18 protein-coding genes are annotated in these 23,867 nt (G+C 52.5%); 10 read left to right on the forward strand and 8 right to left on the reverse strand.

The genetic code is table 11. From position 1 onward, the window contains the following. Positions 1 to 8: 8 nt before the first annotated feature. Together clcA and yadX are read right to left on the reverse strand one after the other, a co-directional pair. Complete coding sequence (clcA, locus tag RTW80_RS03235; RefSeq protein ID WP_000845394.1) at positions 9 to 1,430, reverse strand: H(+)/Cl(-) exchange transporter ClcA; 1,422 nt, start codon at positions 1,428 to 1,430, stop codon at positions 9 to 11. Positions 1,431 to 1,441: 11 nt separating this feature from the next. Then, on the reverse strand, positions 1,442 to 1,489 hold the full coding sequence (gene yadX / locus RTW80_RS03240) for a protein YadX (protein WP_211180485.1): 48 nt from the start codon (positions 1,487 to 1,489) through the stop codon (positions 1,442 to 1,444). Between the two features lie 165 nt (positions 1,490 to 1,654). On the opposite strand from yadX, the gene hemL reads away from it, so the two are divergent. Next, positions 1,655 to 2,935 (forward strand): glutamate-1-semialdehyde 2,1-aminomutase, encoded by a 1,281-nt coding sequence (gene hemL / locus RTW80_RS03245; RefSeq protein ID WP_000045305.1) that lies wholly within the window; start codon positions 1,655 to 1,657, stop codon positions 2,933 to 2,935. Positions 2,936 to 3,092: 157 nt separating this feature from the next. On the opposite strand, the gene fhuB is transcribed toward hemL, so the two are convergent. The 6 genes from fhuB to hrpB all read right to left on the reverse strand — a co-directional run bounded on the left by fhuB (position 3,093) and on the right by hrpB (position 14,614). Continuing rightward, the gene (fhuB, locus tag RTW80_RS03250; protein ID WP_001408255.1) at positions 3,093 to 5,075 is read right to left on the reverse strand and encodes a Fe(3+)-hydroxamate ABC transporter permease FhuB; all 1,983 of its coding nucleotides are present in this window, start codon (positions 5,073 to 5,075) and stop codon (positions 3,093 to 3,095) included. Beyond that, the gene (fhuD, locus tag RTW80_RS03255) at positions 5,072 to 5,962 is read right to left on the reverse strand and encodes a Fe(3+)-hydroxamate ABC transporter substrate-binding protein FhuD (protein ID WP_000015990.1); all 891 of its coding nucleotides are present in this window, start codon (positions 5,960 to 5,962) and stop codon (positions 5,072 to 5,074) included. Before fhuD ends, fhuB begins: the two co-directional genes overlap by 4 nt. Then, positions 5,962 to 6,759 carry a Fe3+-hydroxamate ABC transporter ATP-binding protein FhuC gene (fhuC, locus tag RTW80_RS03260; RefSeq protein WP_001158931.1) on the reverse strand — a complete coding sequence of 266 codons (798 nt, stop codon included), beginning with the start codon at positions 6,757 to 6,759 and terminating at the stop codon, positions 5,962 to 5,964. Before fhuC ends, fhuD begins: the two co-directional genes overlap by 1 nt. Positions 6,760 to 6,809: 50 nt before the next feature. Beyond that, positions 6,810 to 9,053, reverse strand: coding sequence for a ferrichrome porin FhuA (gene fhuA / locus RTW80_RS03265; RefSeq protein WP_000124421.1), 2,244 nt, complete (start codon positions 9,051 to 9,053; stop codon positions 6,810 to 6,812). A 219-nt stretch (positions 9,054 to 9,272) separates the two neighbouring features. Then, positions 9,273 to 11,834, reverse strand: coding sequence for a bifunctional glycosyl transferase/transpeptidase (gene mrcB / locus RTW80_RS03270; RefSeq protein WP_063119252.1), 2,562 nt, complete (start codon positions 11,832 to 11,834; stop codon positions 9,273 to 9,275). Positions 11,835 to 12,184: 350 nt separating this feature from the next. Then, positions 12,185 to 14,614 carry an ATP-dependent helicase HrpB gene (gene hrpB, locus RTW80_RS03275; protein ID WP_074152917.1) on the reverse strand — a complete coding sequence of 810 codons (2,430 nt, stop codon included), beginning with the start codon at positions 14,612 to 14,614 and terminating at the stop codon, positions 12,185 to 12,187. A 73-nt stretch (positions 14,615 to 14,687) separates the two neighbouring features. Here hrpB and thpR point away from each other — a divergent pair, with 73 nt between their 5' ends. The 9 genes from thpR to RTW80_RS03320 all read left to right on the forward strand — a co-directional run bounded on the left by thpR (position 14,688) and on the right by RTW80_RS03320 (position 23,857). Beyond that, positions 14,688 to 15,218, forward strand: coding sequence for an RNA 2',3'-cyclic phosphodiesterase (gene thpR, locus RTW80_RS03280; protein WP_001294693.1), 531 nt, complete (start codon positions 14,688 to 14,690; stop codon positions 15,216 to 15,218). 14 nt (positions 15,219 to 15,232) lie between these two features. Then, positions 15,233 to 15,937: a DNA/RNA nuclease SfsA gene (gene sfsA / locus RTW80_RS03285; protein ID WP_000396036.1), complete on the forward strand. Its 705-nt coding sequence runs from the start codon at positions 15,233 to 15,235 to the stop codon at positions 15,935 to 15,937. A gap of 177 nt (positions 15,938 to 16,114) precedes the next feature. Then, positions 16,115 to 16,570: an RNA polymerase-binding protein DksA gene (dksA, locus tag RTW80_RS03290; protein WP_001155227.1), complete on the forward strand. Its 456-nt coding sequence runs from the start codon at positions 16,115 to 16,117 to the stop codon at positions 16,568 to 16,570. A 66-nt stretch (positions 16,571 to 16,636) separates the two neighbouring features. Next, the gene (gluQRS, locus tag RTW80_RS03295; protein ID WP_000132643.1) at positions 16,637 to 17,533 is read left to right on the forward strand and encodes a tRNA glutamyl-Q(34) synthetase GluQRS; all 897 of its coding nucleotides are present in this window, start codon (positions 16,637 to 16,639) and stop codon (positions 17,531 to 17,533) included. A 59-nt stretch (positions 17,534 to 17,592) separates the two neighbouring features. Then, the gene (gene pcnB / locus RTW80_RS03300; protein ID WP_012304915.1) at positions 17,593 to 18,990 is read left to right on the forward strand and encodes a polynucleotide adenylyltransferase PcnB; all 1,398 of its coding nucleotides are present in this window, start codon (positions 17,593 to 17,595) and stop codon (positions 18,988 to 18,990) included. After that, positions 18,987 to 19,466: a 2-amino-4-hydroxy-6-hydroxymethyldihydropteridine diphosphokinase gene (gene folK, locus RTW80_RS03305; protein WP_000215137.1), complete on the forward strand. Its 480-nt coding sequence runs from the start codon at positions 18,987 to 18,989 to the stop codon at positions 19,464 to 19,466. Before pcnB ends, folK begins: the two co-directional genes overlap by 4 nt. Before the next feature lie 348 nt (positions 19,467 to 19,814). Further along, a complete protein-coding gene (locus tag RTW80_RS03310) occupies positions 19,815 to 20,408 on the forward strand; it encodes a fimbrial protein (protein WP_000751935.1) in 594 nt (197 codons plus the stop codon). A gap of 82 nt (positions 20,409 to 20,490) precedes the next feature. Then, entirely contained in the window at positions 20,491 to 21,216 is a 726-nt protein-coding gene (locus RTW80_RS03315) for a fimbrial chaperone (protein WP_000483959.1), read from the forward strand. A 40-nt stretch (positions 21,217 to 21,256) separates the two neighbouring features. Continuing rightward, positions 21,257 to 23,857, forward strand: a complete 2,601-nt coding sequence (locus RTW80_RS03320) for an outer membrane usher protein (protein ID WP_000288453.1) — start codon at positions 21,257 to 21,259, stop codon at positions 23,855 to 23,857. Positions 23,858 to 23,867: the final 10 nt, after the last annotated feature.

The raw sequence follows: 23,867 nt of genomic DNA on the forward strand, positions 1-23,867 counted from the left end.
TATTTCGTTCAAGTATTCTCGCTGGCTGATGCGGCCTTGCTTCGCGCCAGTTGCTCAGCTTCCTGTTTTGCCAGCGTGCGCGCAAGAATCGCCGAGTATAGCGGTTTCCCGCCGGTAAATTGCGCTAATAGTGTTGCGCCAAGGCCGGTAATAATCATTGGCAAAATGAGCTGGTAGTTATCGGTCATCTCCAGAACCAGAATGATCCCCGTTAACGGCGCGCGAATAGATGCCGCCAGTAATGCCCCCATTCCGGCAATAGCAAACGTCCCCGCCTCAAGGTGATATTGCGGAAACAGCTCAACGGCAACCATTCCGAAAGCGGTTCCCAGCACAGTACCCAGCGCCAGCATCGGGGCAAAAATACCGCCCGGCGCGCCGGAAGAGAAGCAGAGTAAGGTGGTAATGACCCGCGCGACGAAGATAAACACCAGCATTCCCATGCTGAAATTCCCCGCGGTAGCGATAGGAATCAGGTTAAAACCGCCGCCCGACGTTGCTGGTGCCACAAACCCCAGCAATCCACACAGACCGCCAATCGCACCGCCCATTAGCACCCATTTGGTAATATTGCCGCCGTGCACACGGTGCAGCAAATCCTGCATCCCCAGCACCCATTTATTAAAAATAGGGCCGAAAATGCCAAAAATAATACCGAGGATCAGATAAAGCCACAGCGTATTAAGCGGCGCATCAGAAAGTTTACCGACGTCAATCAACGCAACTTCATGATTAAAAATCCGGTACATAATGGTCGACATAATGACACCAATAAATACCGCTTTAATCGAAATTAACGTATAGCGAAACTGCGGACGCATCTCTTCGATAATAAACAAAATACCCGCCAGCGGCGCGTTAAAGGCCGCAGCCAGCCCCGCAGCAGCACCGGTTGCCAGCAGCGTATGGCGAGCTTCGTCACCTTTCAGGCGGAAAATATCAAGCACCATACGGCCAATGTTACCGCCGATCTGCACGGTTGGCCCTTCGCGCCCCAACACCATGCCTCCGCCGAGTGTCCCCAGCCCGCCAAAGAACTTCACCGGCAATACACGCCACCAGCGAACGGGACGTTGATCTTCCAGCGCCCCTTCAATTTCCGGGATCCCCGAACCACCTGCTTCCGGCGCGTATTTGCGCACCAAAAAGTAGCCAAACATCGCCAGCACCGCCGAACAGAGAAAAGCGACGGTTAACAGAAGCGGATAATTATCAGCAGTATGTACCAGCGCCCCCATACGTTGGTTCTGCAACCAGGCGACACCTTTGTCAAAAGCAACCGCTGCCAGCCCAACAAGCGTGCCGACGACTGCCGCCATAAACAAAATGGCTAACGGGGTTTTATCGCGCTCAAGAAGTTGGCGAATCAGTTGTCTGCGTCGCAGGCGCGCGGCCTGCGGTGTTTCTAAAGAGGGAGTATCAGTTTTCATCCAATGATCACTTATTGGTCATACAAATAAGATGACGGCATTTTACTCGCACGTTCCATGAAAATCCTTTGCAAAGCGTAATGTTTCAAATGCACAAAACTTTTATACTCTAAGAAATCAGGATTGCACCAGTACAAGCAGCCTGATGTTTGACGAGTATTTAACTTGTTATGAATAACATAGAATAGCAGCCATTCACTTTTTCTACGAATCAGGAACCCTCCATGAGTAAGTCTGAAAATCTTTACAGCGCAGCGCGCGAGCTGATCCCTGGCGGTGTGAACTCCCCTGTTCGCGCCTTTACTGGCGTGGGCGGCACTCCACTGTTTATCGAAAAAGCGGACGGCGCTTATCTGTACGATGTTGATGGCAAAGCCTATATCGATTATGTCGGTTCCTGGGGGCCGATGGTGCTGGGCCATAACCATCCGGCAATCCGCAATGCCGTGATTGAAGCCGCCGAGCGTGGTTTAAGCTTTGGTGCACCAACCGAAATGGAAGTGAAAATGGCGCAACTGGTGACCGAACTGGTCCCGACCATGGATATGGTGCGCATGGTGAACTCCGGCACTGAAGCGACCATGAGCGCCATCCGCCTGGCCCGTGGTTTTACCGGTCGCGACAAAATTATTAAATTTGAAGGGTGTTACCATGGTCACGCTGACTGCCTGCTGGTGAAAGCCGGTTCTGGCGCACTCACGTTAGGCCAGCCAAACTCGCCGGGCGTTCCGGCAGATTTCGCCAAACATACCTTAACCTGTACTTATAATGATCTGGCTTCTGTACGCGCCGCATTTGAGCAATACCCGCAAGAGATTGCCTGTATTATCGTCGAGCCGGTGGCAGGCAATATGAACTGTGTTCCGCCGCTGCCAGAGTTCCTGCCAGGTCTGCGCGCGCTGTGCGACGAATTTGGCGCGTTGCTGATCATCGATGAAGTGATGACCGGTTTCCGCGTAGCGCTAGCTGGCGCACAGGATTATTACGGCGTAGTGCCAGATTTAACCTGCCTCGGCAAAATCATCGGCGGTGGAATGCCGGTAGGCGCATTCGGTGGTCGTCGTGATGTAATGGATGCGCTGGCCCCGACGGGTCCGGTCTATCAGGCGGGTACGCTTTCCGGTAACCCGATTGCGATGGCAGCGGGTTTCGCCTGTCTGAATGAAGTCGCGCAGCCGGGCGTTCACGAAACGCTGGATGAGCTGACAACACGTCTGGCAGAAGGTCTGCTGGAAGCGGCAGAAGAAGCCGGAATTCCGCTGGTCGTTAACCACGTTGGCGGCATGTTCGGTATTTTCTTTACCGACGCCGAGTCCGTGACGTGCTATCAGGATGTGATGGCCTGTGACGTGGAACGCTTTAAGCGTTTCTTCCATATGATGCTGGACGAAGGTGTTTACCTGGCACCGTCAGCGTTTGAAGCGGGCTTTATGTCCGTGGCGCACAGCATGGAAGATATCAATAACACCATCGATGCTGCACGTCGGGTGTTTGCGAAGTTGTGATCCAGCATGGTTTGTCGGATGCGGCGTGAACGCCTTATCCGACCTACGATTCGGGGCCGTTTGTAGGCCCGATAAGACGCGCCAGCGTCGCATCGGGCATCCGTTGTCGCGTAAACGCTTTATCCGTCCAGGCGTACAGGGCCGTTATATGGAAAAATTAACGGCTCTGCTTTCTCAGCAAATAGATAAAATATGGCGCGCCGATAAAGGTCGACAGCAGCCCCGCCGGGATCTGGAACGGAAACAGCACCATCCGCCCACACCAGTCAGCGAACACCAGCAGTAAACCACCCACCAGCGCCGAAATTACGATGTGTGGCATCGTCCGTCGAAAACCCATCATCCGCGCAATATGCGGTGCCATTAAACCAACAAAACTCAACGGTCCAATAGTCATCGTCGCGGTCGCCGTCAGGCAAGCCGCTAACAGCAGCAGCGCAATTCGCGTCGGCGTCAGCGCCATTCCTACGGCTCGGGCGGTATCACCACCCAGCGGTAAAATGGTCAGCCAGCGGCGGCACAGCGGGGTAATCGCCAGCAAAATCACCATCACAATTCCGGTGCGCCAGACCTGCGCATCGGTCGCGTTGTAGGTCGAACCGGAAATCCAGGTCAGCACTTGCGCCATTCGCGGGTCACCACTTGCCTGCAACATCATCAAAAGCATGGTGAACGCGGTGCTTAACGCCATCCCCGCCAGTAACATACGGTGTGGGGAAAATCCACCGCGGCCGGCGGCGATCATAATGATCAACAGCGTCACCGCCGCGCCGAGACTGCCTGCAGGTAACAGCCAGCCAAAGGCATTACCCGGCACCAGAAACAGCATCAACACCACGCCAAACGCCGCGCCGGAGCTAATCCCCAGCACTTCCGGGCTTGCCATCGGGTTTCCGGTCAGTCGCTGAATAATACAGCCCGCCACCGCCAGCATGACGCCCGCAAACAGCGCCGCCATAATTCGCGGCCAGCGCCAGGGCATTAAATCCTCGAGCAACGCCCCGCTCGCCCACGTCCAGCCGTGCGCATCACGACCAAACGACAGCGCCACCACCACAGCCATCAACAGCAGCACGCCGCCCGCGAGGGCAAACGCCAGCACATGTTGGCGTTCAGCCGCGACACGATCGTTGACCTTCATATCCGGCGCGCTAATGCTGCGTAAACGCGGCAACAGCCACAGTAGCAGCGGCGCACCGATCAACGCAGTGACCGAACCGGTGGAAACTTCCATCCACACGCGAGTCAGCCAGAGGATGATTTGATCAGAAAGCCACAGAATTAACGCACCAATCAGCGACGCCAGCATCAACCGTGGCAACAAACGCCGCGCCCCCAGCATTTTTGCCAGCAGTGGCGCGAACAACCCGATAAAGCCGATAATCCCCACTGCGTTCACCAGCAGCGCACTGATGACTATCGCCAGCGACAGCGCCGCCAGACGCGCGAGCGACAAGGCCAGCCCGAGATTGCGCGCCACGCCATCATCAAGCCCCATCAGGGTTAACGGACGAAGTAGCAGTAACGTCAGCATCACGCCGCCCAGCAACTGCGGCCATAAACGCTCAACGCCGCCCCAGTCGGTTTGCGTCAGCGTTCCGGTGCTCCACAGGAACATGCTTTGCAACTGGTCATGATGGAAGATAACCAGTAACTGATTGATTGCCCCACAATAAAGGCTCACTACCAGCCCCGCGAGAATCAGCGTTACCGGCGACAGCCGTTTCCCCCACGCGACGCCAAAGACAATTAAGCCAACAACGCAAGCCCCAGCCAGCGCAGCAAACTGGCTCGCCATAGCACCTGGGATCGCCCAGAGCGTAGTGACGGTAATCCCCAGTTGCGCGCCTGTTGCAACGCCCAACGTCGTCGGTTCCGCCAGAGGGTTACGCAGCACTTGCTGAAACAGCACGCCCACCAGCCCCAGGCCCGCGCCCACCAGCAGCGAAATCGCCAGACGCGGCAACAAGCTGTAGTGAAAAATCATCTGCTCGATGACGTCAATATCCGGCGACCAGGCAGCCTGCGCCCACTGGCTACGCGGCAGCGCCTGCGAGAAGTTCATCCAGGTCAGCGCCGTAGCGGCAATCACCAGCAACGCCAGCAATAACGCCGGAAAAAGCGCAATTCGTTTACTCACGCTTTACCTCCGATGGCGTTATCCAGAACGCGCACAAAGTGCATTGCCGAGAGCGTCGCACCATAAAACCAGACTGCGGGTACGCGCTGAAAGCGTCCGGCGCGGACAAACGGCATGGCCTGCCACAGCGGGGTTGCCATTAGCGCGTCCATGTCTTTGCTGTTGTCGTGATCAAAACAGAGCACATCAACATCTTTATACGCCGCCAGACGATCGATGCTGACGGCGGTACTGCCCCAGAAGTTGGTTTCCCCTTGCCAGGCATTTGGGATGCCGTACTCATCAAGAATTTCCTGAAACAAGCTGTTTGGACCGAAAACCAGCATATGGCGCGGATCGATAAGCGTCGTCAGCAATAACGGGCGTTCACCACGCTTCACAAAGCGGGGTTTCATGCTGCGGATAAAGTCTTCATAGTGCGCTAAATGCGTTTCTGCTGCGCTTTGCAGGTTAAGTAAATCTGCCATTTCCGTCAGTGACTTACGCGCCATCGCCAGCGGCTGTTTGCCATCGCTGAAGTTAAATCCACGCCCCGGCGCAATACGAGCCAGCATTTCTGGTGAAGGGCCATATCCTGCCGACCAGACCATAAACGATGGTTTCATTTCGGTCAGCAGTTCAAGGTTAGGTTCTGTGCGCAAACCGACGTCGATCACTGAGTCCGGCAATGGTGGTTCGCTGACCCACAGGCGATAGTTGATGGTATCCGCCACGCCGTAAGGCACGATGCCGAGCGCCAGCAGTAATTCCACCGGCAACCACTCCAGCGCCACAATACGATTGGGATCAATAGCCGCCGCGTGGGCGGTATTCATCTGCCATAACAACGGGGAAAGCGCCATCGCCGTTAACAGTCGACGGCGCGAAATAAGAGGTAAGCCGCTCATCAATAAACAAAACTCACAGGTGCAGCACCCGCCGGATGCGGCAAAATACCCATCGGGATGCCATAAATCATTTCGAGGGTTTCGCCGCGCATAATTTCCGCAGGCGTTCCCTGAGCAATCATTTCACCGCCGCGCAGGGCGACCAGATAATCACAGTAGCGTGCCGCCATATTGATATCGTGCAACACGGCAATGACCGTCAGGCCACGCTCCTGACTTAAACGGTGCACCAGCGACAGCACATCAACCTGGTGGGCGATATCCAGCGCCGAGGTCGGTTCGTCGAGCAACAGACAACGGCTATCCTGCGCCACCAGCATGGCGATCCACGCCCGCTGACGTTCGCCGCCAGAGAGACTATCGACCAGCCGATGCGCCAGCGGTTTTAAGCCAACCAGCGAGATAGCTTCCTCGACTTTTTCGCGATCTGCCGCCCCAAAGCGCCCCAGCGCGCCATGCCACGGGTAACGACCAATCGCCACCAGTTCACGCACGGTCATCCCTTCTGCCGGAGGAAGCTGCTGCGGCAAATAAGCCACTTTGCGGGCAAACGCTTTGCTGCTCCAGCTTTCCAGCGGTTGGGCATCAAGAAGAATCTCCCCTTCCGACGGCGGCTGATGACGGCCAAGCATTTTGAGCAGAGTGGATTTACCAGAACCGTTGTGACCAATCAGACCGGTCACTTTCCCGGCAGGAAAGGTTAACGACAGCGGATGCAAAAGCGTGCGCCCGGGCACACGAAAGGAGATATTACGCAGTGCAAAAGTGGTATCGGAATGATTCGTGTATTCCTGCATAACAGCCAACTTGTGAAATGGGCACGGAAATCCGTGCCCCAAAAGAGAAATTAGAAACGGAAGGTTGCGGTTGCAACGACCTGACGTTCTGCGCCCCAGAAGCAGCCATAAGTGTTAAAGCAGCTGGCGACGTATTCACGATCGAACAGGTTGTTAACATGCAGCGCCACGTTGGAGCCAGCCATGCCGACTCGCGCCAGATCATAACGTACTAACGCATCCACGACCGTATAACTTCCCACTTTAAAGGAGTTAGCCGGATCACCATAACTGGAGCCAGTATAACGACCACCGGTGCCCAGCGTCAGACCTGAAAGCGGACCGTCAAAGAAGGTGTAGTCAGCCCACAACGAAGCCATGTGTTTTGGCACCTGTGCAGGCGTATTGCCTTTATAGGTAGTATCGGTGGTGTATTCCGCATCGGTGTAAGTATAAGAACCGACTACGTTAACACTCGCCGACAGCGCCGCTTTCGCTTCGATTTCTACGCCACGAGCGCGGATCTCGCCACCTTCAACCGAGAAGAAGGAACCCTCAGGGTCCGCCATCAGGTTGTTTGTTTTAGTGAGATTATACACGGCACCAGTAACTACAATCGGACGATCTTCCGGTACATATTTCACGCCGACTTCATACTGCTTACCTTTAGACGGTGCGAAAATATTACCATCCTTCCCAACTTGCGAAGAAGGTTCAAACGATTCGCTATAGCTGAAGTAAGGTGTTACACCATTATCAAACAGGTAGTTAACACCACCACGCCAGGTAAACTGTTTGTCATCACGTTTATCGGTCGTCCCGGCAACGCGGTTAAGAGATTCTTGATCTGCCCAGTCATAACGACCGCCCAGGGTGACCAGCACTTTATCCCACTGCGCCTGATCCTGAACATAAACGCCCGTTTGTTTCTGCTTATTCAGAATGCGGTAAGGGCCGGAGTTTGCCGGATCTTTGGCATTGAAGTCGAAATCGGTATTCACCGGATTGTACAGATTGAGCAGTGGCACAGAGTCGTCGTAACCAAACCAGGCGTTGATGTCATTACGCATACGCATAAAGTCGACACCGGTCAGCAGGGTGTGGTCGATATCGCCAGTGGCAAACTTGCTCTGCAACTGGGTATCAACGGAGAAGTTTTGCAGCTTCTCATCATCAACGACGTATTTACGTGCCAGATAATGGCCTTTATCCGCTGGCGCTAATGCCGCACACTGTTTGCTGTAAGCATTCGCCGGATCGGAGCAGACGCCGTAACCATAAACGCTGTTTTGCGAGGTTTTGTTTTCAGCAAAGCGCAGGTTCTGACGCACAGTAAAGGTGTCGTTAAATTCGTGATCGAAGCTGTAGCCGACCATCTTCTCATTACGAGAATAGGTGTTGTTCTTCGCCCCTTCATTAAAGTCTGTCGGCAGACGCTTACCGTTCGGCAGCGGCTCAACGGTTCCCTCTTTCGGCAACCAGCCGTAATAACCGGTTTCCGGCTCGTTCTGGAAGTAAGAAAGGAAGGTGAAATTGGTTTTATCATCCGGACGCCAGGTGAACGCCGGTGCAATAGCATAACGCTGCTCTTCTGACCCTTTCTGCTGGGCATTGGCAGAACGCGCAAGACCGGTCAGGCGATAAGAGTAAACGCCGTCATCATCCAGCGCATCGCTAAAGTCAAAACCAGTCTGGAACAGGCTGTCAGTACCGGCTTTAAACTGAACTTCTTTGAGCGGTTCGGTGGTCGGACGCTTGCTGACCATATTCAACAGACCGCCAGGACTGCTTTTACCGTAAAGCACGGAAACCGGGCCACGCATAATTTCAGCGCGTTCCAGCATATACGGATCAATGACCGCATCGTTATAGAAGTTGCCCTGCAACTTCAGGCCATTCAGATAGTTATTCTGGCTTTGGCCTTCTGCCGCAAAACCGCGAATGATCAGGTGGTCATAGGTGTTGGATGCGCCACGCGTACCAACAGAGACACCCGGCGTGTAGCTAAGCGCTTCTTTTACCGACTTCGGCTGATGCAGCGCCATCTCTTCGGCGGTCACAACAGAAATAGACTGTGGCACTTTTTGAATCGGCGTATCGGTTTTAGTGCCGGTAGCTGACTGTCGCGCCGCAATAGTTGCAGCAGGCCCCCATGCGCTTTCTTGCGGCGCAGGTGCAGCGGTAACGGTGATAGTGTCTTCTTTCGGTTCAACCGCTGCCTGTGCATAAACAGACATGCCGCTAACCGCTGTGGCTACTACAACTGCGATTTTACGCAGTGAGTGTTTTGGCTGAGCAGTTTTGGAACGCGCCATTGGTATATCTCTGATGTAAAGTGAATGATAACGTAAACGAGAATGATTATTATAAAGATAAGATAATATTCGAAACGCTGGCGGGTTCGCAAGCGGTACGCAATCTGAGCGTTCCTGAAGGGTTAATAAACAACCAGATGAAAAGAAAGGGTTAATACTTTGGGTGGGATGTTATTTTACCGGATGGCAACTCGCCATCCGGTATTTCACGCTTAGACGTTAATTACTACCAAACATATCTTTAATCCAACCGGCTACACCGTCGCTGTCTTTCTGCTCTTGCTGAGCAGGTTGCTGTTGCGGCTGTTGCTGAGCAGGTTGCTGTTGCGGCTGTTGCTGCGGCTGAGAAGACTGATCAAACGGATTGCTTGACGGCTGCTGCTGCATCTCACTCTGCTGGCACAGCGATTGCGGATCGCTGGTCCAGACCGGCAAGACACGCATGCCACCGCTGCAAACAAAGTTGCCGTCGTAGTCCACGCCCATATCTGCAATATCTTCTGGCGGAACAAGATTCAGCGGTGTTGGCGTCTGGTTAGCCAGATAACGCTGATAAATCGACATTGCCCCGCTGGCTCCATACAGTTTGGTCGGCTGGTTGTTATCACGGCCTACCCAGGTGATGGTCACCGTGCTGCCGTCAATGCCCGCAAACCAGGTATCTACGTTATTGTTAGTAGTCCCTGTTTTCCCTGCCAGATGCAGGTTCGGGTATTTCGCCCCAAGCTGACGACCCGTACCGCGTTGTACAACCTGCTGCATGGTCCATAGTGTCAGATACGCCGCCTGCGCCGGAACAGCGCGTTCCGCCTGCGGGAAGCTCTGATACAGCACTTTGCCATCTTCCGCGATTACCGAACGCAGCGCAGAAAGCGGTGCACGGTTACCACCGCTGGCGATGGTCTGGAATGCCTGCGCCACTTCGATTGGCGTTAAGTTCAACGCCCCCAGCAGCATCGCCGGAACCGGATGCAGCTGATCTTTCGGCACGCCCAGTTTGATCCAGGTCTCCGTAACCGCAGGCAGCCCCAGTGCCATCCCCAGATTTACCGTCGGCACGTTCATCGAACGGGTCAACGCATCCACCAGCATCACTCTGCCACTTTCGCTATAACGACGATCATCGTTCTGCGGTGACCAGACCTGGCCATTCGGCTGACGCAGCGCGATTGGCGCATCCGCAATCCACGTGTTCAGGCGATAGATTTTCGGCTGGCTTAAGGCAGTCAGATAAGTCGCTGGTTTTGCAAGGGAACCAATCGAACGACGCGCCTGCATCGCACGGTTGTAGCCCGCAAACTGCGGCTCAGAACCTCCGACCATCGCACGAACTTCACCACTAAAGCGGTCGACGACCACAATCGCGGTTTCCAGATCGCTCAGCTTACGCTGTTTCTTCAGTGCCGGAATGCCTTCCACGGCGGCTTTTTCTGCCGCGTCCTGGGCCACCGAGTCAAAGGTAGTGAAGATCTTCACGCCGGACAGATCTTTTACCTTATCGCCTAATTTCGCCTGCAACTCCTGACGCACCAGTTGCATAAAGGCTGGCTGTGGAGAGATTACCCCACCGCGCGGCTGTACGCCCAGAGGACGCGCGCTGAGCATTTCATACAGTTCACCATCGATAATCTGCTGTTGTTGTAGCAAACGCAGCACCAGATTACGTCGCTCCAGCGCCAGTTTCGGGTTACGCCACGGGTTGTAGATGGACGCCCCTTTCACCATGCCAACTAACAGCGCCTGCTGGTCAAGGCTCAACTCTTCTACCGGGCGACCAAAGTAGTACAGGCTCGCCAGCGGGAAGCCACGAATTTCGTTGTCGCCGCTCTGACCGAGATACACCTCATTCATATACAGCTCAAGAATGCGATCTTTGCTGTAACGCGCATCCATGATCAACGCCATATAGGCTTCGTTCGCTTTACGCCAGTAAGAGCGCTCGCTGGAGAGGAACAGGTTTTTCACCAGCTGTTGCGTCAGCGTACTCGCACCCTGCACCGTGCGACCTGCGGTCAGGTTTGCCAGCACCGCACGTCCGATGGAGTAGAGGCTGATGCCGTCATGCTCGTAAAAATGACGGTCTTCTGTCGCCAGCAAAGTATCCACCAGCAAATCAGGGAAACCACTGCGCGGCACAAACAGACGTTGTTCACCGTTTGGCGAGGAGATCATGGTGATCAGGCGCGGATCAAGACGGAAGAAGCCGAACTGACGGTTGTTCTCCATATTGACGATGGTCGCCAGATGATCGCCATCAAAGGTCAAACGCGCACGCACCTGCCCTTCTTTGCTGTCCGGGAAATCAAACGGACGGCGGATCATCTCAATGCTGTTAGCCTGCACGGTAAATTCGCCAGGACGGGTCATTTTCGACACCTGACGATACTGGGTCGCCTCCAGCAGCTTCACCATCTCGTTCTTGCTGATGGTCATGTCTGGCTCAAGATTGACCATTCGGCCATAAACTGCCGCAGGCAGTTGCCAGACCTTGCCATCAATACGGCTACGAATTTTTTGATCGAGATAAACGCCGTAAATGGCGATCAGCACGGCAAAAACGATAGCCAGTTTTAGCAGTAGCCATAGCCAGCCGCGTTTGCCACGAGGCTTACGCCCTTTGCCTTTGCCCTTACCTTTGCGCGGCATCGGTTCTTCATCCTCATAGTCATCATAATCGTCGTAATCATCGTCATCTTCGTAACGACGACGGCTTACCTTTTGTTTGACCGGACGCGTCGGTTTCCCTTTGCGTCCAATTGGCTCGCGGTCATTCCCGGCCATGCTTTTTCTCCGCAATATTCAGGCGCAAAAGCCCGATTTTCTGTTCTTCTGTTACAAGACAGAAGAAGATATCTCTCAAAATTTGTGCTCGATCGGTCCCCTCTCCCTTGAGGGAGAGGGTTAGGGTGAGGGTGAACGTGCGCGCTGAGGGCCGCCCCCCCCCCCCCGCCCCCCGGGGGGGGGGGGAAACCCACCCTAGGAAGAATGTTTAGGGCGGGGCGGCCGGGGCGTGTTTGGCGGGCCCGCCCGGCCCCCCGCCCGCTGGGGGGTGGGGGTGGGGGGGGGGGCCCCCGTGCGCGCTGATGCCCTCACCCCGGCCCTCTCCCACAGGGAGAGGGAGAAAACCAACCTTACGAATACTTTTTCGTCCGTCGCGTCGGTGCAGTGTTTGCCGGGTCGTCCGGCCAGACATGTTTGGGATAACGCCCTTTCATCTCTTTTTGCACCTCACGGTACGCTCCTTTCCAGAAGGCGCTCAAATCTCGTGTGATTTGTAATGGCCTTTGGGCAGGGGAAAGCAACTCCAGCACCAGCGGCACGCGCCCCTGGGCGATCGTCGGATTGGTGGCCTCACCAAACATCTCCTGCATTCTCACCGCCAGCGCGGGCGGGTTATCTTCATGATAACGAATGGAGATCCGGCTTCCCGTCGGCACAGTGTAATGCGCAGGCAATTCACTATCCAGACGTTGCTGCATTCCCCAATCAAGTAATCCGCGTAGTGCCTGATAAATGTCGAGTGATTTCAGGCCGCGTAGTGAATGCACGCCGGTCATATGTGGCAGCAGCCACGTTTCCAGCGTCGCCAACAAACTTTCATTATCAACCGCAGGCCAGTCATATTCCGGCAACCACTTTGCGGCGCATAACAAACGCAAGCGTAGCTGTTCCGCTTCCGCCGTCCAGTTGAGCACGCTTAAACCTTTATCACGGATGCCATTAAGCATCGCCTGATGCAACTCGTCTTCTGACGGTTTCGCCAACGGCTGCACTTTCACCGTCAACTGACCGATTTGCAGCCGACGCCAGGCTTTCAGCGTACCTTGCGCGTCATCCCATTCCACGGTGTCAGATTGCTGCACCAGCTGCGGACAGCGTCGCACTAATTCATCAATATCGACCGGTAGCGCCAGTAAAATCCGCGCATCCGGCGAGGCGCTGCCCTGCAATAATAACGGTGCGATCAACCATTCGTGGCGGCTTAGCGCGTCGTCGGCATCGAGCATCGCTCCCATGCCGTTTGCCAGTTGATAGCGTCCATCTTGCCCACGGCGGCGAGCAATGCGATCGGCAAACGCCCCGGCAAGTAGCGGCGCGATAAGCGAACTGTCTGCCTCACCGCCGCGTACGTTTAAGCGTTTTAACAGTTGCTGACTACGTTGCTGCCAGGCTGGTTGATTGCGCGAAAACGCCACGCCCAGGTCACTATTGCCCATCCGTGGCGGCTCTTCGAGAATGGCGGCAATTTTTGCCGCGGTAGCAGCTTCGTCGTCGTTCTTCGCGCTAACCAGCATTGCCGCTAAACGCGGATCGTTACCCAGCGCTGCCATTTTTTGCCCTTGCGCACTAAGCCGTTCACCGTCCAGCGCCCCCAGCATCCGTAACAGGCGTTTCGCGGCCAGTAGATTCACCGTTGGCGGTTGATCCAGCCAGCTCATCTGCGTCGGATCGCTGCATCCCCATTGCAGTAATTCCATCAGCAAACCGGAAAGATCGCTTTGTAATATTTCCGGTTCACTTTGCGCCGCGGCGCGTTCTGCTTGTTCCTTGGCGATTAAATGCAGGCAGATACCCGGCTCCAGACGCCCGGCGCGCCCGGCACGCTGCGTCATGGATGCCTGGCTAACGCGTTGAGTAATCAGCCGCGTAAGCCCCGTGCGCGGATCAAAGCGCGCCACACGCTCCTGGGCACAATCCACCACCAGACGAATACCTTCGATGGTTAAACTGGTTTCAGCAATATTGGTCGCCAGCACCACTTTGCGCATCCCTTGCGGTGCCGGGAGGATCGCTTTTCGCTGATCGTTCAGCGACAACGCGCCATACAGCGGGCAGAGCAACACATCACTGCCGATGCGCGAAGCCAGTTGTTCCTGCACACGCTGAATTTCTCCGACGCCAGTTAAAAATAACAGTAATGATCCACTTTCCTGACGCAGCATTTCGGCGGTGGCAACCGCGACGGCTTCGTCAAAACGCTGATGCGCGGGCAGCGGTAAATAACGGCGTTCAACCGGAAACGAGCGCCCTTCTGAGATGACGACGGGCGCTTCTGGCAGCATTTGCTGCAAGCGGTCGTTGTCCAGCGTAGCCGACATAATCAGCAGTTTAAGGTCATCACGCAGACCTTGTTGCACATCGAGTAACAGCGCCAACGCCAAATCCGCCTGCAAGCTGCGCTCATGAAATTCATCAAGGATCACCAGTCCAACACCGCTCAGTTCCGGGTCACGCTGGATCATCCGCGTCAGCACGCCTTCGGTAACTACTTCCAGGCGGGTATTCGGCCCGACGCAGTTTTGCGCACGCATCCGGTAGCCAACGGTATCGCCTGGCTTTTCGTTAAGCAGCTCCGCCAGCCGTTGCGCGACGTTACGCGCCGCCAGACGACGCGGCTCCAGCAGGATAATTTTTCCGTTAATGCCGGGATGCGCCAGCAATTGCAGCGGCAGCCAGGTTGATTTCCCGGCCCCGGTCGGCGCACTTAATAATACCTGCGGCGCACAATCGAGAGCGGTAAGTAATTCAGGTAAGACGGCAGCAACGGGCAACGACGACACAAAACGCTCCAGAGGGTTAACATTCTTCGCGCCACATTGTAGCATCGCGGTAATTCATAACCGAGTGCCTCACATGTCTGAACCGCAACGTCTGTTCTTTGCTATCGACTTACCTGCAGAAATCCGCGAACAGATTATCCACTGGCGCGCCACACACTTCCCACCTGAGGCGGGACGTCCGGTCGCCGCCGATAATTTGCATCTGACTCTGGCATTTTTAGGCGACGTGAGCGCCGAGAAAGAGAAGGCGCTTTCTCTTTTAGCCGGACGGATTCGTCAATCTGGTTTCACACTCACGCTTGATGACGCCGGACAATGGCTGCGTTCGCGTGTGGTGTGGTTAGGGATGCGTCAGCCTCCACGCGGCTTAATCCAGCTGGCGAATATGCTCCGTTCACAGGCTGCCCGCAGCGGTTGTTTTCAAAGCAATCGTCCGTTTCATCCACATATTACCTTATTGCGCGACGCCAGCGAGGCGGTGACAATCCCGCCGCCAGGTTTTAACTGGTCATATGCGGTGACGGAGTTCACCCTTTACGCCTCCTCGTTTGCCCGTGGACGCACACGCTACACGCCGCTAAAACGCTGGGCGCTAACGCAATAACAAGGATTGTCGCAATGGAATTTTCTCCCCCTCTACAGCGCGCGACGCTAATTCAGCGTTACAAACGTTTTTTAGCCGATGTGATCACACCCGATGGTCGCGAATTAACGCTACACTGCCCGAATACGGGTGCGATGACCGGTTGTGCAACGCCTGGCGATACCGTCTGGTATTCGACTTCAGACAACACCAAACGGAAATACCCACACACCTGGGAATTAACTCAAAGCCAGAGCGGCGCATTTATTTGCGTCAACACGCTTTGGGCTAACAGGTTGACGAAAGAGGCTATCCTTAATGAATCAATTTCAGAACTGTCAGGCTATAGCTCGCTGAAAAGCGAAGTAAAATACGGCGCAGAACGCAGCCGTATTGACTTTATGTTGCAGGCGGATTCGCGTCCAGACTGCTATATTGAAGTGAAATCGGTTACGTTAGCGGAGAACGAACAGGGATATTTTCCCGATGCGGTCACTGAACGAGGTCAGAAACACCTTCGGGAGTTGATGAGCGTAGCGGCTGAAGGCCAGCGTGCGGTTATCTTTTTCGCCGTGCTGCATTCAGCCATTACACGGTTTTCACCCGCGCGCCACATCGATGAGAAATACGCGCAACTATTGTCAGAAGCTCAACAGAGGGGGGTAGAAATTCTGGCTTACAAAGCGGAAATTTCTGCTGAAGGCATGGCTCTTAAAAAATCACTGCCGGTTACATTGTAGTAAAGTAAGTAACTGGTTAATTTACATTCTGGTCGCGTGCGCAAATACGCTTTTCCTCACACAGTTGTCAAGTGTTACGTTTAGATAATTGCTATCCGGAAAAGCATCTGCTATTTATAGCGGCCTCATTTTTCCCCCGAACATGGGGATCGATAGTGCGTGTTAAGGAGAAGCAACATGCAAGAAGGGCAAAACCGTAAAACATCGTCCCTGAGTATTCTCGCCATCGCTGGGGTGGAACCATATCAGGAGAAGCCGGGCGAAGAGTATATGAATGAAGCCCAGCTGGCGCACTTCCGTCGTATTCTGGAAGCATGGCGTAATCAACTCAGGGATGAAGTCGATCGCACCGTTACACATATGCAGGATGAAGCAGCCAACTTCCCGGACCCGGTAGACCGTGCAGCCCAGGAAGAAGAGTTCAGCCTCGAACTGCGTAACCGCGATCGCGAGCGTAAGCTGATCAAAAAGATCGAGAAGACGCTGAAAAAAGTGGAAGACGAAGATTTCGGCTACTGCGAATCCTGCGGTGTTGAAATTGGTATTCGCCGTCTGGAAGCGCGCCCGACAGCCGATCTGTGCATCGACTGCAAAACGCTGGCTGAAATTCGCGAAAAACAGATGGCTGGCTAATTACAGCCGTTCCATCACGTTTACCACAGGCGGGAAATGCTCCCGCCTTATTTTTTGTTCAAAGAGATGACAGACACACACTATATTGGCCGCTTCGCCCCCTCTCCTTCCGGCGAGCTTCATTTTGGTTCTCTGATTGCTGCGCTTGGCAGCTATTTGCAGGCTCGCGCCCGGCAAGGTCGCTGGCTGGTACGTATAGAAGATATCGACCCGCCTCGTGAAGTTCCCGGTGCCGCAGAAACTATCCTGCGCCAGCTGGAACATTACGGTCTGCACTGGGACGGCGATGTTCTCTGGCAATCGCAACGTCACGACGCCTATCGTGAAGCACTCGCCTGGTTACATGAGCAAGGGCTAAGTTATTACTGCACCTGCACGCGTGCGCGTATTCAAAGCATTGGCGGTATTTACGACGGTCATTGCCGGGTGTTGCATCATGGACCAGACAACGCCGCAGTGCGTATCCGCCAGCAGCATCCGGTCACGCAATTTACTGACCAGCTGCGCGGCATTATTCACGCCGACGAAAAACTGGCACGGGAAGATTTTATTATTCATCGCCGTGATGGTTTGTTTGCCTATAACCTGGCGGTGGTGGTGGATGATCACTTCCAGGGCGTGAGCGAAATTGTCCGCGGGGCAGATTTGATCGAACCGACAGTGCGGCAAATCTCGCTGTACCAGCTTTTTGGCTGGAAAGTGCCAGATTACATTCATCTGCCGCTGGCGCTTAATCCACAAGGCGCTAAACTTTCCAAGCAGAATCATGCGCCTGCGTTGCCGAAAAGCGATCCACGCCCGGTACTAATCGCGGCACTTCAATTTCTGGGTCAGCAGGCAGAAGCACACTGGCAGGATTTCAGCGTCGAGCAAATCCTCCAGTCAGCCGTCAAAAACTGGCGGCTTACCGCCGTGCCTGAGTCAGCAATTGTAAATTCAACATTCTCAAATGCGTCATGCTGAGCTATGATTAGCCGCTATTTTTTTGTCCTGAATGATGTTTGACACTACCGAGGTGTACTATTTTTACCCGAGTCGCTAATTTTTGCCGCAAGGTGCTAAGCCGCGAGGAAAGCGAGGCTGAACAGGCAGTCGCCCGTCCACAGGTGACGGTGATCCCGCGTGAGCAGCATGCTATTTCCCGCAAAGATATCAGTGAAAATGCCCTGAAGGTAATGTACAGGCTCAATAAAGCGGGATACGAAGCCTGGCTGGTTGGCGGCGGCGTGCGCGACCTGTTACTTGGCAAAAAGCCGAAAGACTTTGACGTAACCACTAACGCCACGCCTGAGCAGGTGCGCAAACTGTTCCGTAACTGCCGCCTTGTGGGTCGCCGTTTCCGTCTGGCTCATGTGATGTTTGGCCCGGAGATTATCGAAGTTGCGACCTTCCGTGGACACCACGAAGGTAACATCAGCGACCGCACGACCTCCCAACGCGGGCAAAACGGCATGTTGCTGCGCGACAACATTTTCGGCTCCATCGAAGAAGACGCCCAGCGCCGCGATTTCACTATCAACAGCCTGTATTACAGCGTAGCGGATTTTACCGTCCGTGATTACGTTGGCGGCATGAAGGATCTGAAGGACGGCGTTATCCGTCTGATTGGTAACCCGGAAACGCGCTACCGTGAAGATCCGGTACGTATGCTGCGCGCGGTACGTTTTGCCGCCAAATTGGGTATGCGCATCAGCCCGGAAACCGCAGAACCGATCCCTCGCCTCGCTACCCTGCTGAACGATATCCCACCGGCACGCCTGTTTGAAGAATCGCTTAAACTGCTACAAGCGGGCTACGGTTACGAAACCTATAAGCTGTTGTGTGAATATCATCTGTTCCAGCCGCTGTTCCCGACCATTACCCGCTACTTCACGGAAAATGGCGACAGCCCGATGGAGCGGATCATTGAACAGGTGCTGAAGAATACCGATACGCGTATCCATAACGATATGCGCGTGAACCCGGCGTTCCTGTTTGCCGCCATGTTCTGGTACCCACTGCTGGAGACGGCACAGAAGATCGCCCAGGAAAGCGGCCTGACCTATCACGACGCTTTCGCGCTGGCGATGAACGACGTGCTGGACGAAGCCTGCCGTTCACTGGCAATCCCGAAACGTCTGACGACGTTAACCCGCGATATCTGGCAGTTGCAGTTGCGTATGTCCCGTCGTCAGGGTAAACGCGCATGGAAACTGCTGGAGCATCCTAAGTTCCGTGCGGCTTATGACCTGTTGGCCTTGCGAGCTGAAGTTGAACGTAACGCTGAACTGCAGCGTCTGGTGAAATGGTGGGGTGAGTTCCAGGTTTCCGCGCCACCAGACCAAAAAGGGATGCTCAACGAGCTGGATGAAGAACCGTCACCGCGTCGTCGTACTCGTCGTCCACGCAAACGCGCACCACGTCGTGAGGGTACCGCATGACAGTGGCGTATATTGCCATAGGCAGCAATCTGGCCTCTCCGCTGGAGCAGGTCAATGCTGCCCTGAAAGCATTAGGCGATATCCCTGAAAGCCACATTCTTACCGTTTCTTCGTTTTACCGCACCCCACCGCTGGGGCCGCAAGATCAACCCGATTACTTAAACGCAGCCGTGGCGCTGGAAACCTCTCTTGCACCTGAAGAGCTACTCAATCACACACAGCGTATTGAATTGCAGCAAGGTCGCGTCCGCAAAGCTGAACGCTGGGGACCACGCACGCTGGATCTCGACATCATGCTGTTTGGTAATGAAGTGATAAATACTGAACGCCTGACCGTTCCGCACTACGATATGAAGAATCGTGGATTTATGCTGTGGCCGCTGTTTGAGATCGCGCCGGAGTTGGTGTTTCCTGATGGGGAGATGTTGCAAAATAGACTTACTATCCTGAATACTTCACAACCTGTAATCTGGTAATTTCAATTATTTATATTTGCAAGTCAGGTCAAAAGGTTATTGATGATAGAAGGTATACCGCCCTCTTTAAAATAAAATTATTTCTTATAATAATCATAATTTTGAATTTCCTCACTTTAAATATTCTAAAATCATTTTTTAAATTATCTAACTTGACACCCATAATCATAAATAAAACAAATAAATTCACTGATATTCACTAAAAAATAGACTATACACAAAAAAATCCATAAACCAAATAAATATATTCAGCCAAGTGATATTTATCAAATACTTACATAATAATCACATATTCAGTAATATACGCCAGCTATATTAACTAATAACTTTTTTGTAAGGACACATGTAATGAAAAAAACATTACTCGCCGCCGCACTGGTGATGGTTTCTGGTTCCGCTTTGGCTGTAGATGGTGGTCATATTGATTTTAACGGTCTGGTTCAGTCTGGTACTTGTAAAGTCGGCGTGGTAGACGCGGGTATGCACGGCATTACTACCGATGGCGTAGTAACACTGGATACCGCAAATGTTACTGATAACTTTGCGGAAGTTAACGCGACTGCAGTTGGTTTGTTGCCAAAAGAATTTATGATTTCTGTAAATTGTGAACCTGGTAAGACAGAAGCCTCTTTAACTATGGGTTCCGCAAGCTACGCAAACACTAGTGGTACTTTGAATAACAATATGAACATCACTGTAAATGGCATTCAGCCAGCAGAGAATGTGAATATTGCAGTTCATAACATGACCAACAAATCTGGCGCAGCTGAGATTAAACAGGTACACATGAACAACTCTGCAGAAAAACATCTGCTGACTTTGGATGCTAATGGCGACGGTCAATATGTGTTTAATGCCTCCTATGTAAAAGCACCGAACAGCCAGGATGTGACTTCTGGTCACGTTACCACTAACGCACTGTACACCATTACTTATAACTAATGGTGCAATAAGCATAAGGTTTGCCTGCGGGCAAACCTTATTTTTCCGTTTTCACATAATTACACAATAGCATGGAGTGCTTATGTTTCCCATTATAAAAAAAACCGTCAGCGCGTTATTTATTAGTACGTTGTTAACCAGTGCACCTGCATTCGCCGATATCATAATTTCCGGCACTCGTATCATATATAATGCAGATAAAAAAGATGTTAACGTCCGTCTGGAAAACAAAGGCAATCGGCCCTTGCTAATTCAAAACTGGTTGGATACAGGTGATGACAATGCGGATCCCAGCCAGATCAAAGTTCCGTTTACTTCTACGCCGCCTGTATCTCGCATTGAATCTAAACGTGGGCAAACGGTAAAGGTGATGTTTACTGGAACAACACAACTTCCTGCGGACCGGGAAAGTGTTTTCTGGTTTAACGTGCTGGAAGTCCCGCCCAAGCCGAAAGATGCCGAATCAGACAAAAACTTATTACAACTGGCTTTCCGTACCCGTATCAAACTTTTTTATCGCCCAAGTGGATTAAAAGGTGAACCCGCTGAAGCACCAGCCAAACTGACGTGGAAGTTAAATAATGCGCAGCTTCAGGTAAACAACCCAACCCCTTACTACGTTTCATTCAATGACGTCGCAATTGAAAGCGGCGGTAAGAGCTACAAAGTCGACTCCAGCATGGTTGCGCCTTTTGGTCAGGTTAGTTTTGCCGTGACAGATATAGCGAGCAGTGTGTCTTCAGGAAAAGTTATTTACAAAGCCATTAATGATTATGGTGGCAATATTGATGGCTCCACATCGCTTTAATCACTAAACGGATTAACTTTAAATCGCCAGGAACGCAACCTTGTATACGTTAACTCATCAGAAAAGCCGTCTACCAAAAACAACACTTCTGGCTGCATGTTGTGCTTTTTTTTATAGCAGTAACGGCGCGGCAACAGAAAGCGTGGAATATGACAGTTCCTTTTTGATGGGTACTGGGGCATCGAGCATCGATGTCAAACGTTATTCACAGGGTAACCCAACGCCTCCTGGCGTTTATAACGTCCGTGTGTTTATCAACCAACAATCCGTTGCCAGTTTAGAACTTCCTTTTGTTGATATAGGGGAAAACAGCGCCGCGGCCTGTATAACACTTAAGAATCTGGCACAACTGCATATTAAGCAGCCAGAATACCCAATTACACTGCTTGCCAGAGAAGGCGAAGAAGGCGATTGCCTGGACATCAAAAAATCGATCGAGCAAGCGGAAGTCAGCTATGACGGCAGTGAGCAGCATTTGGAAATCTCGGTTCCGCAGGCTTACGTCTATAAAACATATGGCGGTTATGTTGACCCCTCACTTTGGGAGTCGGGTATTAATGCCGCCATGCTTTCTTACTCATTAAACGCCTACCACTCCGACTCTAAAAATGGCAACCGGGACAGTATATACGGAGCCTTCAATACCGGTCTGAATTTAGGAGCCTGGCACCTGCGTGCGCGCGGCAACTATAACTGGTCACAAGATAACGGTAACAGTTTTGACTTTCAGGATCGTTACTTACAGCGTGACATCCCGGCAATACGCTCACAAGTGATCGTGGGTGATGCCTATACCACCGGTGAAACCTTCGACTCAGTCAATGTACGTGGTATGCGTCTTTATAGTGATAGCCGTATGCTACCATCCGCACTGGCCAGCTATGCGCCAATCATTCGTGGCGTAGCAAATTCTAACGCCAAAGTGACAGTGACCCAGAACGGTTACAAAATCTATGAGTCCACCGTTCCACCGGGTGAATTCGTGATTGACGATCTCAGTCCTTCAGGGTTTGGTAGCGAATTGGTCATTACTATTGAAGAAGCAGATGGTTCTAAACGCTCATTTACCCAACCTTTCTCTTCTGTCGTGCAGTTGCAGCGCCCTGGCGTTGGCCGTTGGGATATTAGTGCCGGACAAATTATCGATGACAGCTTGCGTCATGAACCCAATATGGCACAGGCCTCTTTTTACTACGGTTTCAATAATTTATTCACCGGTTATACCGGAGTCCAAATTACAGATAACGACTATATGTCTGGCCTTTTGGGGCTAGGGATCAATACCAGTATTGGTGCCTTTGCGGTAGATATTACACATGCCCGTACCGAAATTCCTGACGATAAAACATATCAGGGGCAAAGTTATCGTATAACCTGGAACAAATTAATCGAAGCTACAAGCACCTCATTTAACCTTGCTGCCTATCGTTATTCCACTGAGGATTACCTTGGTCTGCATGATGCGTTAGCCCTCATTGACGACGCCAATCATCTGTCAGTCAACGACGACAAAGACACGATCCGTACCTATTCACGCATGAAAAACCAATTTACCGTTAGTGTAAATCAGCCGTTGAGTTTTGCTTATGAGGATTACGGTTCACTCTTTTTATCTGGCAGCTGGACAAACTACTGGGCTGGTAACAATAACCGAACTGAATACAATGTTGGTTACAGTAAAAGTGTCTCCTGGGGGAATTTCAGCGTCAACTTGCAACGTAGCTGGAATGAGGACGGCAATAAAGATGATGCGATGTATTTGAACGTTAGCGTTCCGCTGGAAAATATTTTCGGCGGTAAACGTAAATCCTCAGGGTTCCGTAACCTAAGCACTCAATTCAATACTGATTTCAACGGTTCGCATCAATTAAACGTCAGTAGTTCGGGTAACAGCGAAGATAATCTCATCGGTTACAGTGTGAATACGGGTTATAACCTTGATAAAGAATCTGAAAATGTCGCTTCCGTTGGTGGATATCTTAGCTATGACTCCACATGGGGAGGTTTTTCCGCTTCTGCTTCTGCTAGCACCGATAACAGACAACAATACTCTGTCTCTACCGATGGTGGTTTTGTACTTCACAGTGGCGGCCTGACCTTTACCAATAACAGTTTCGGTAGCAATGACACTTTAGTCGTCATTAAAGCACCCGGAGCGAAGGGGGCACGAGTCAATAACGGTACTGATGAAATCGATCGCTGGGGTTATGCCGTTTCCTCATCCTTAAGTCCATACCGTGAAAACCGGGTGGGATTAAATATTGAAACATTGGAAAACGATGTCGAACTGAAAAGTACTAGTGCCACCACTGTACCTCGTAGTGGTTCCATTATTCTTGCCAGTTTTGAAACTGACCAGGGGCGTTCTGCAGTTCTGAATATCAGCACCAGTAACGGTAAACCTATTCCTTTTGCCGCTGAAGTTTATCAGGATGAAATTATGATCGGCAGTATGGGTCAGGGTGGTCAGGCATTTGTACGCGGTATTAATGACAGCGGAGAGTTAATTATCCGCTGGTTCGAAGACAGTCGAACAATAAATTGCAAATTGCATTATCAACTTCCTGCACAGCCAGAAACACTTGGAAGTACAAACACCTTATTATTAAACAACCTTACCTGTAAGTTGGTTAACCACTAAAATGGAACAT

This window comes from Escherichia sp. AM3 (assembly GCF_032029835.1).
In the GTDB taxonomy this organism is placed as follows: Bacteria; Pseudomonadota; Gammaproteobacteria; order Enterobacterales; family Enterobacteriaceae; genus Escherichia; species Escherichia coli.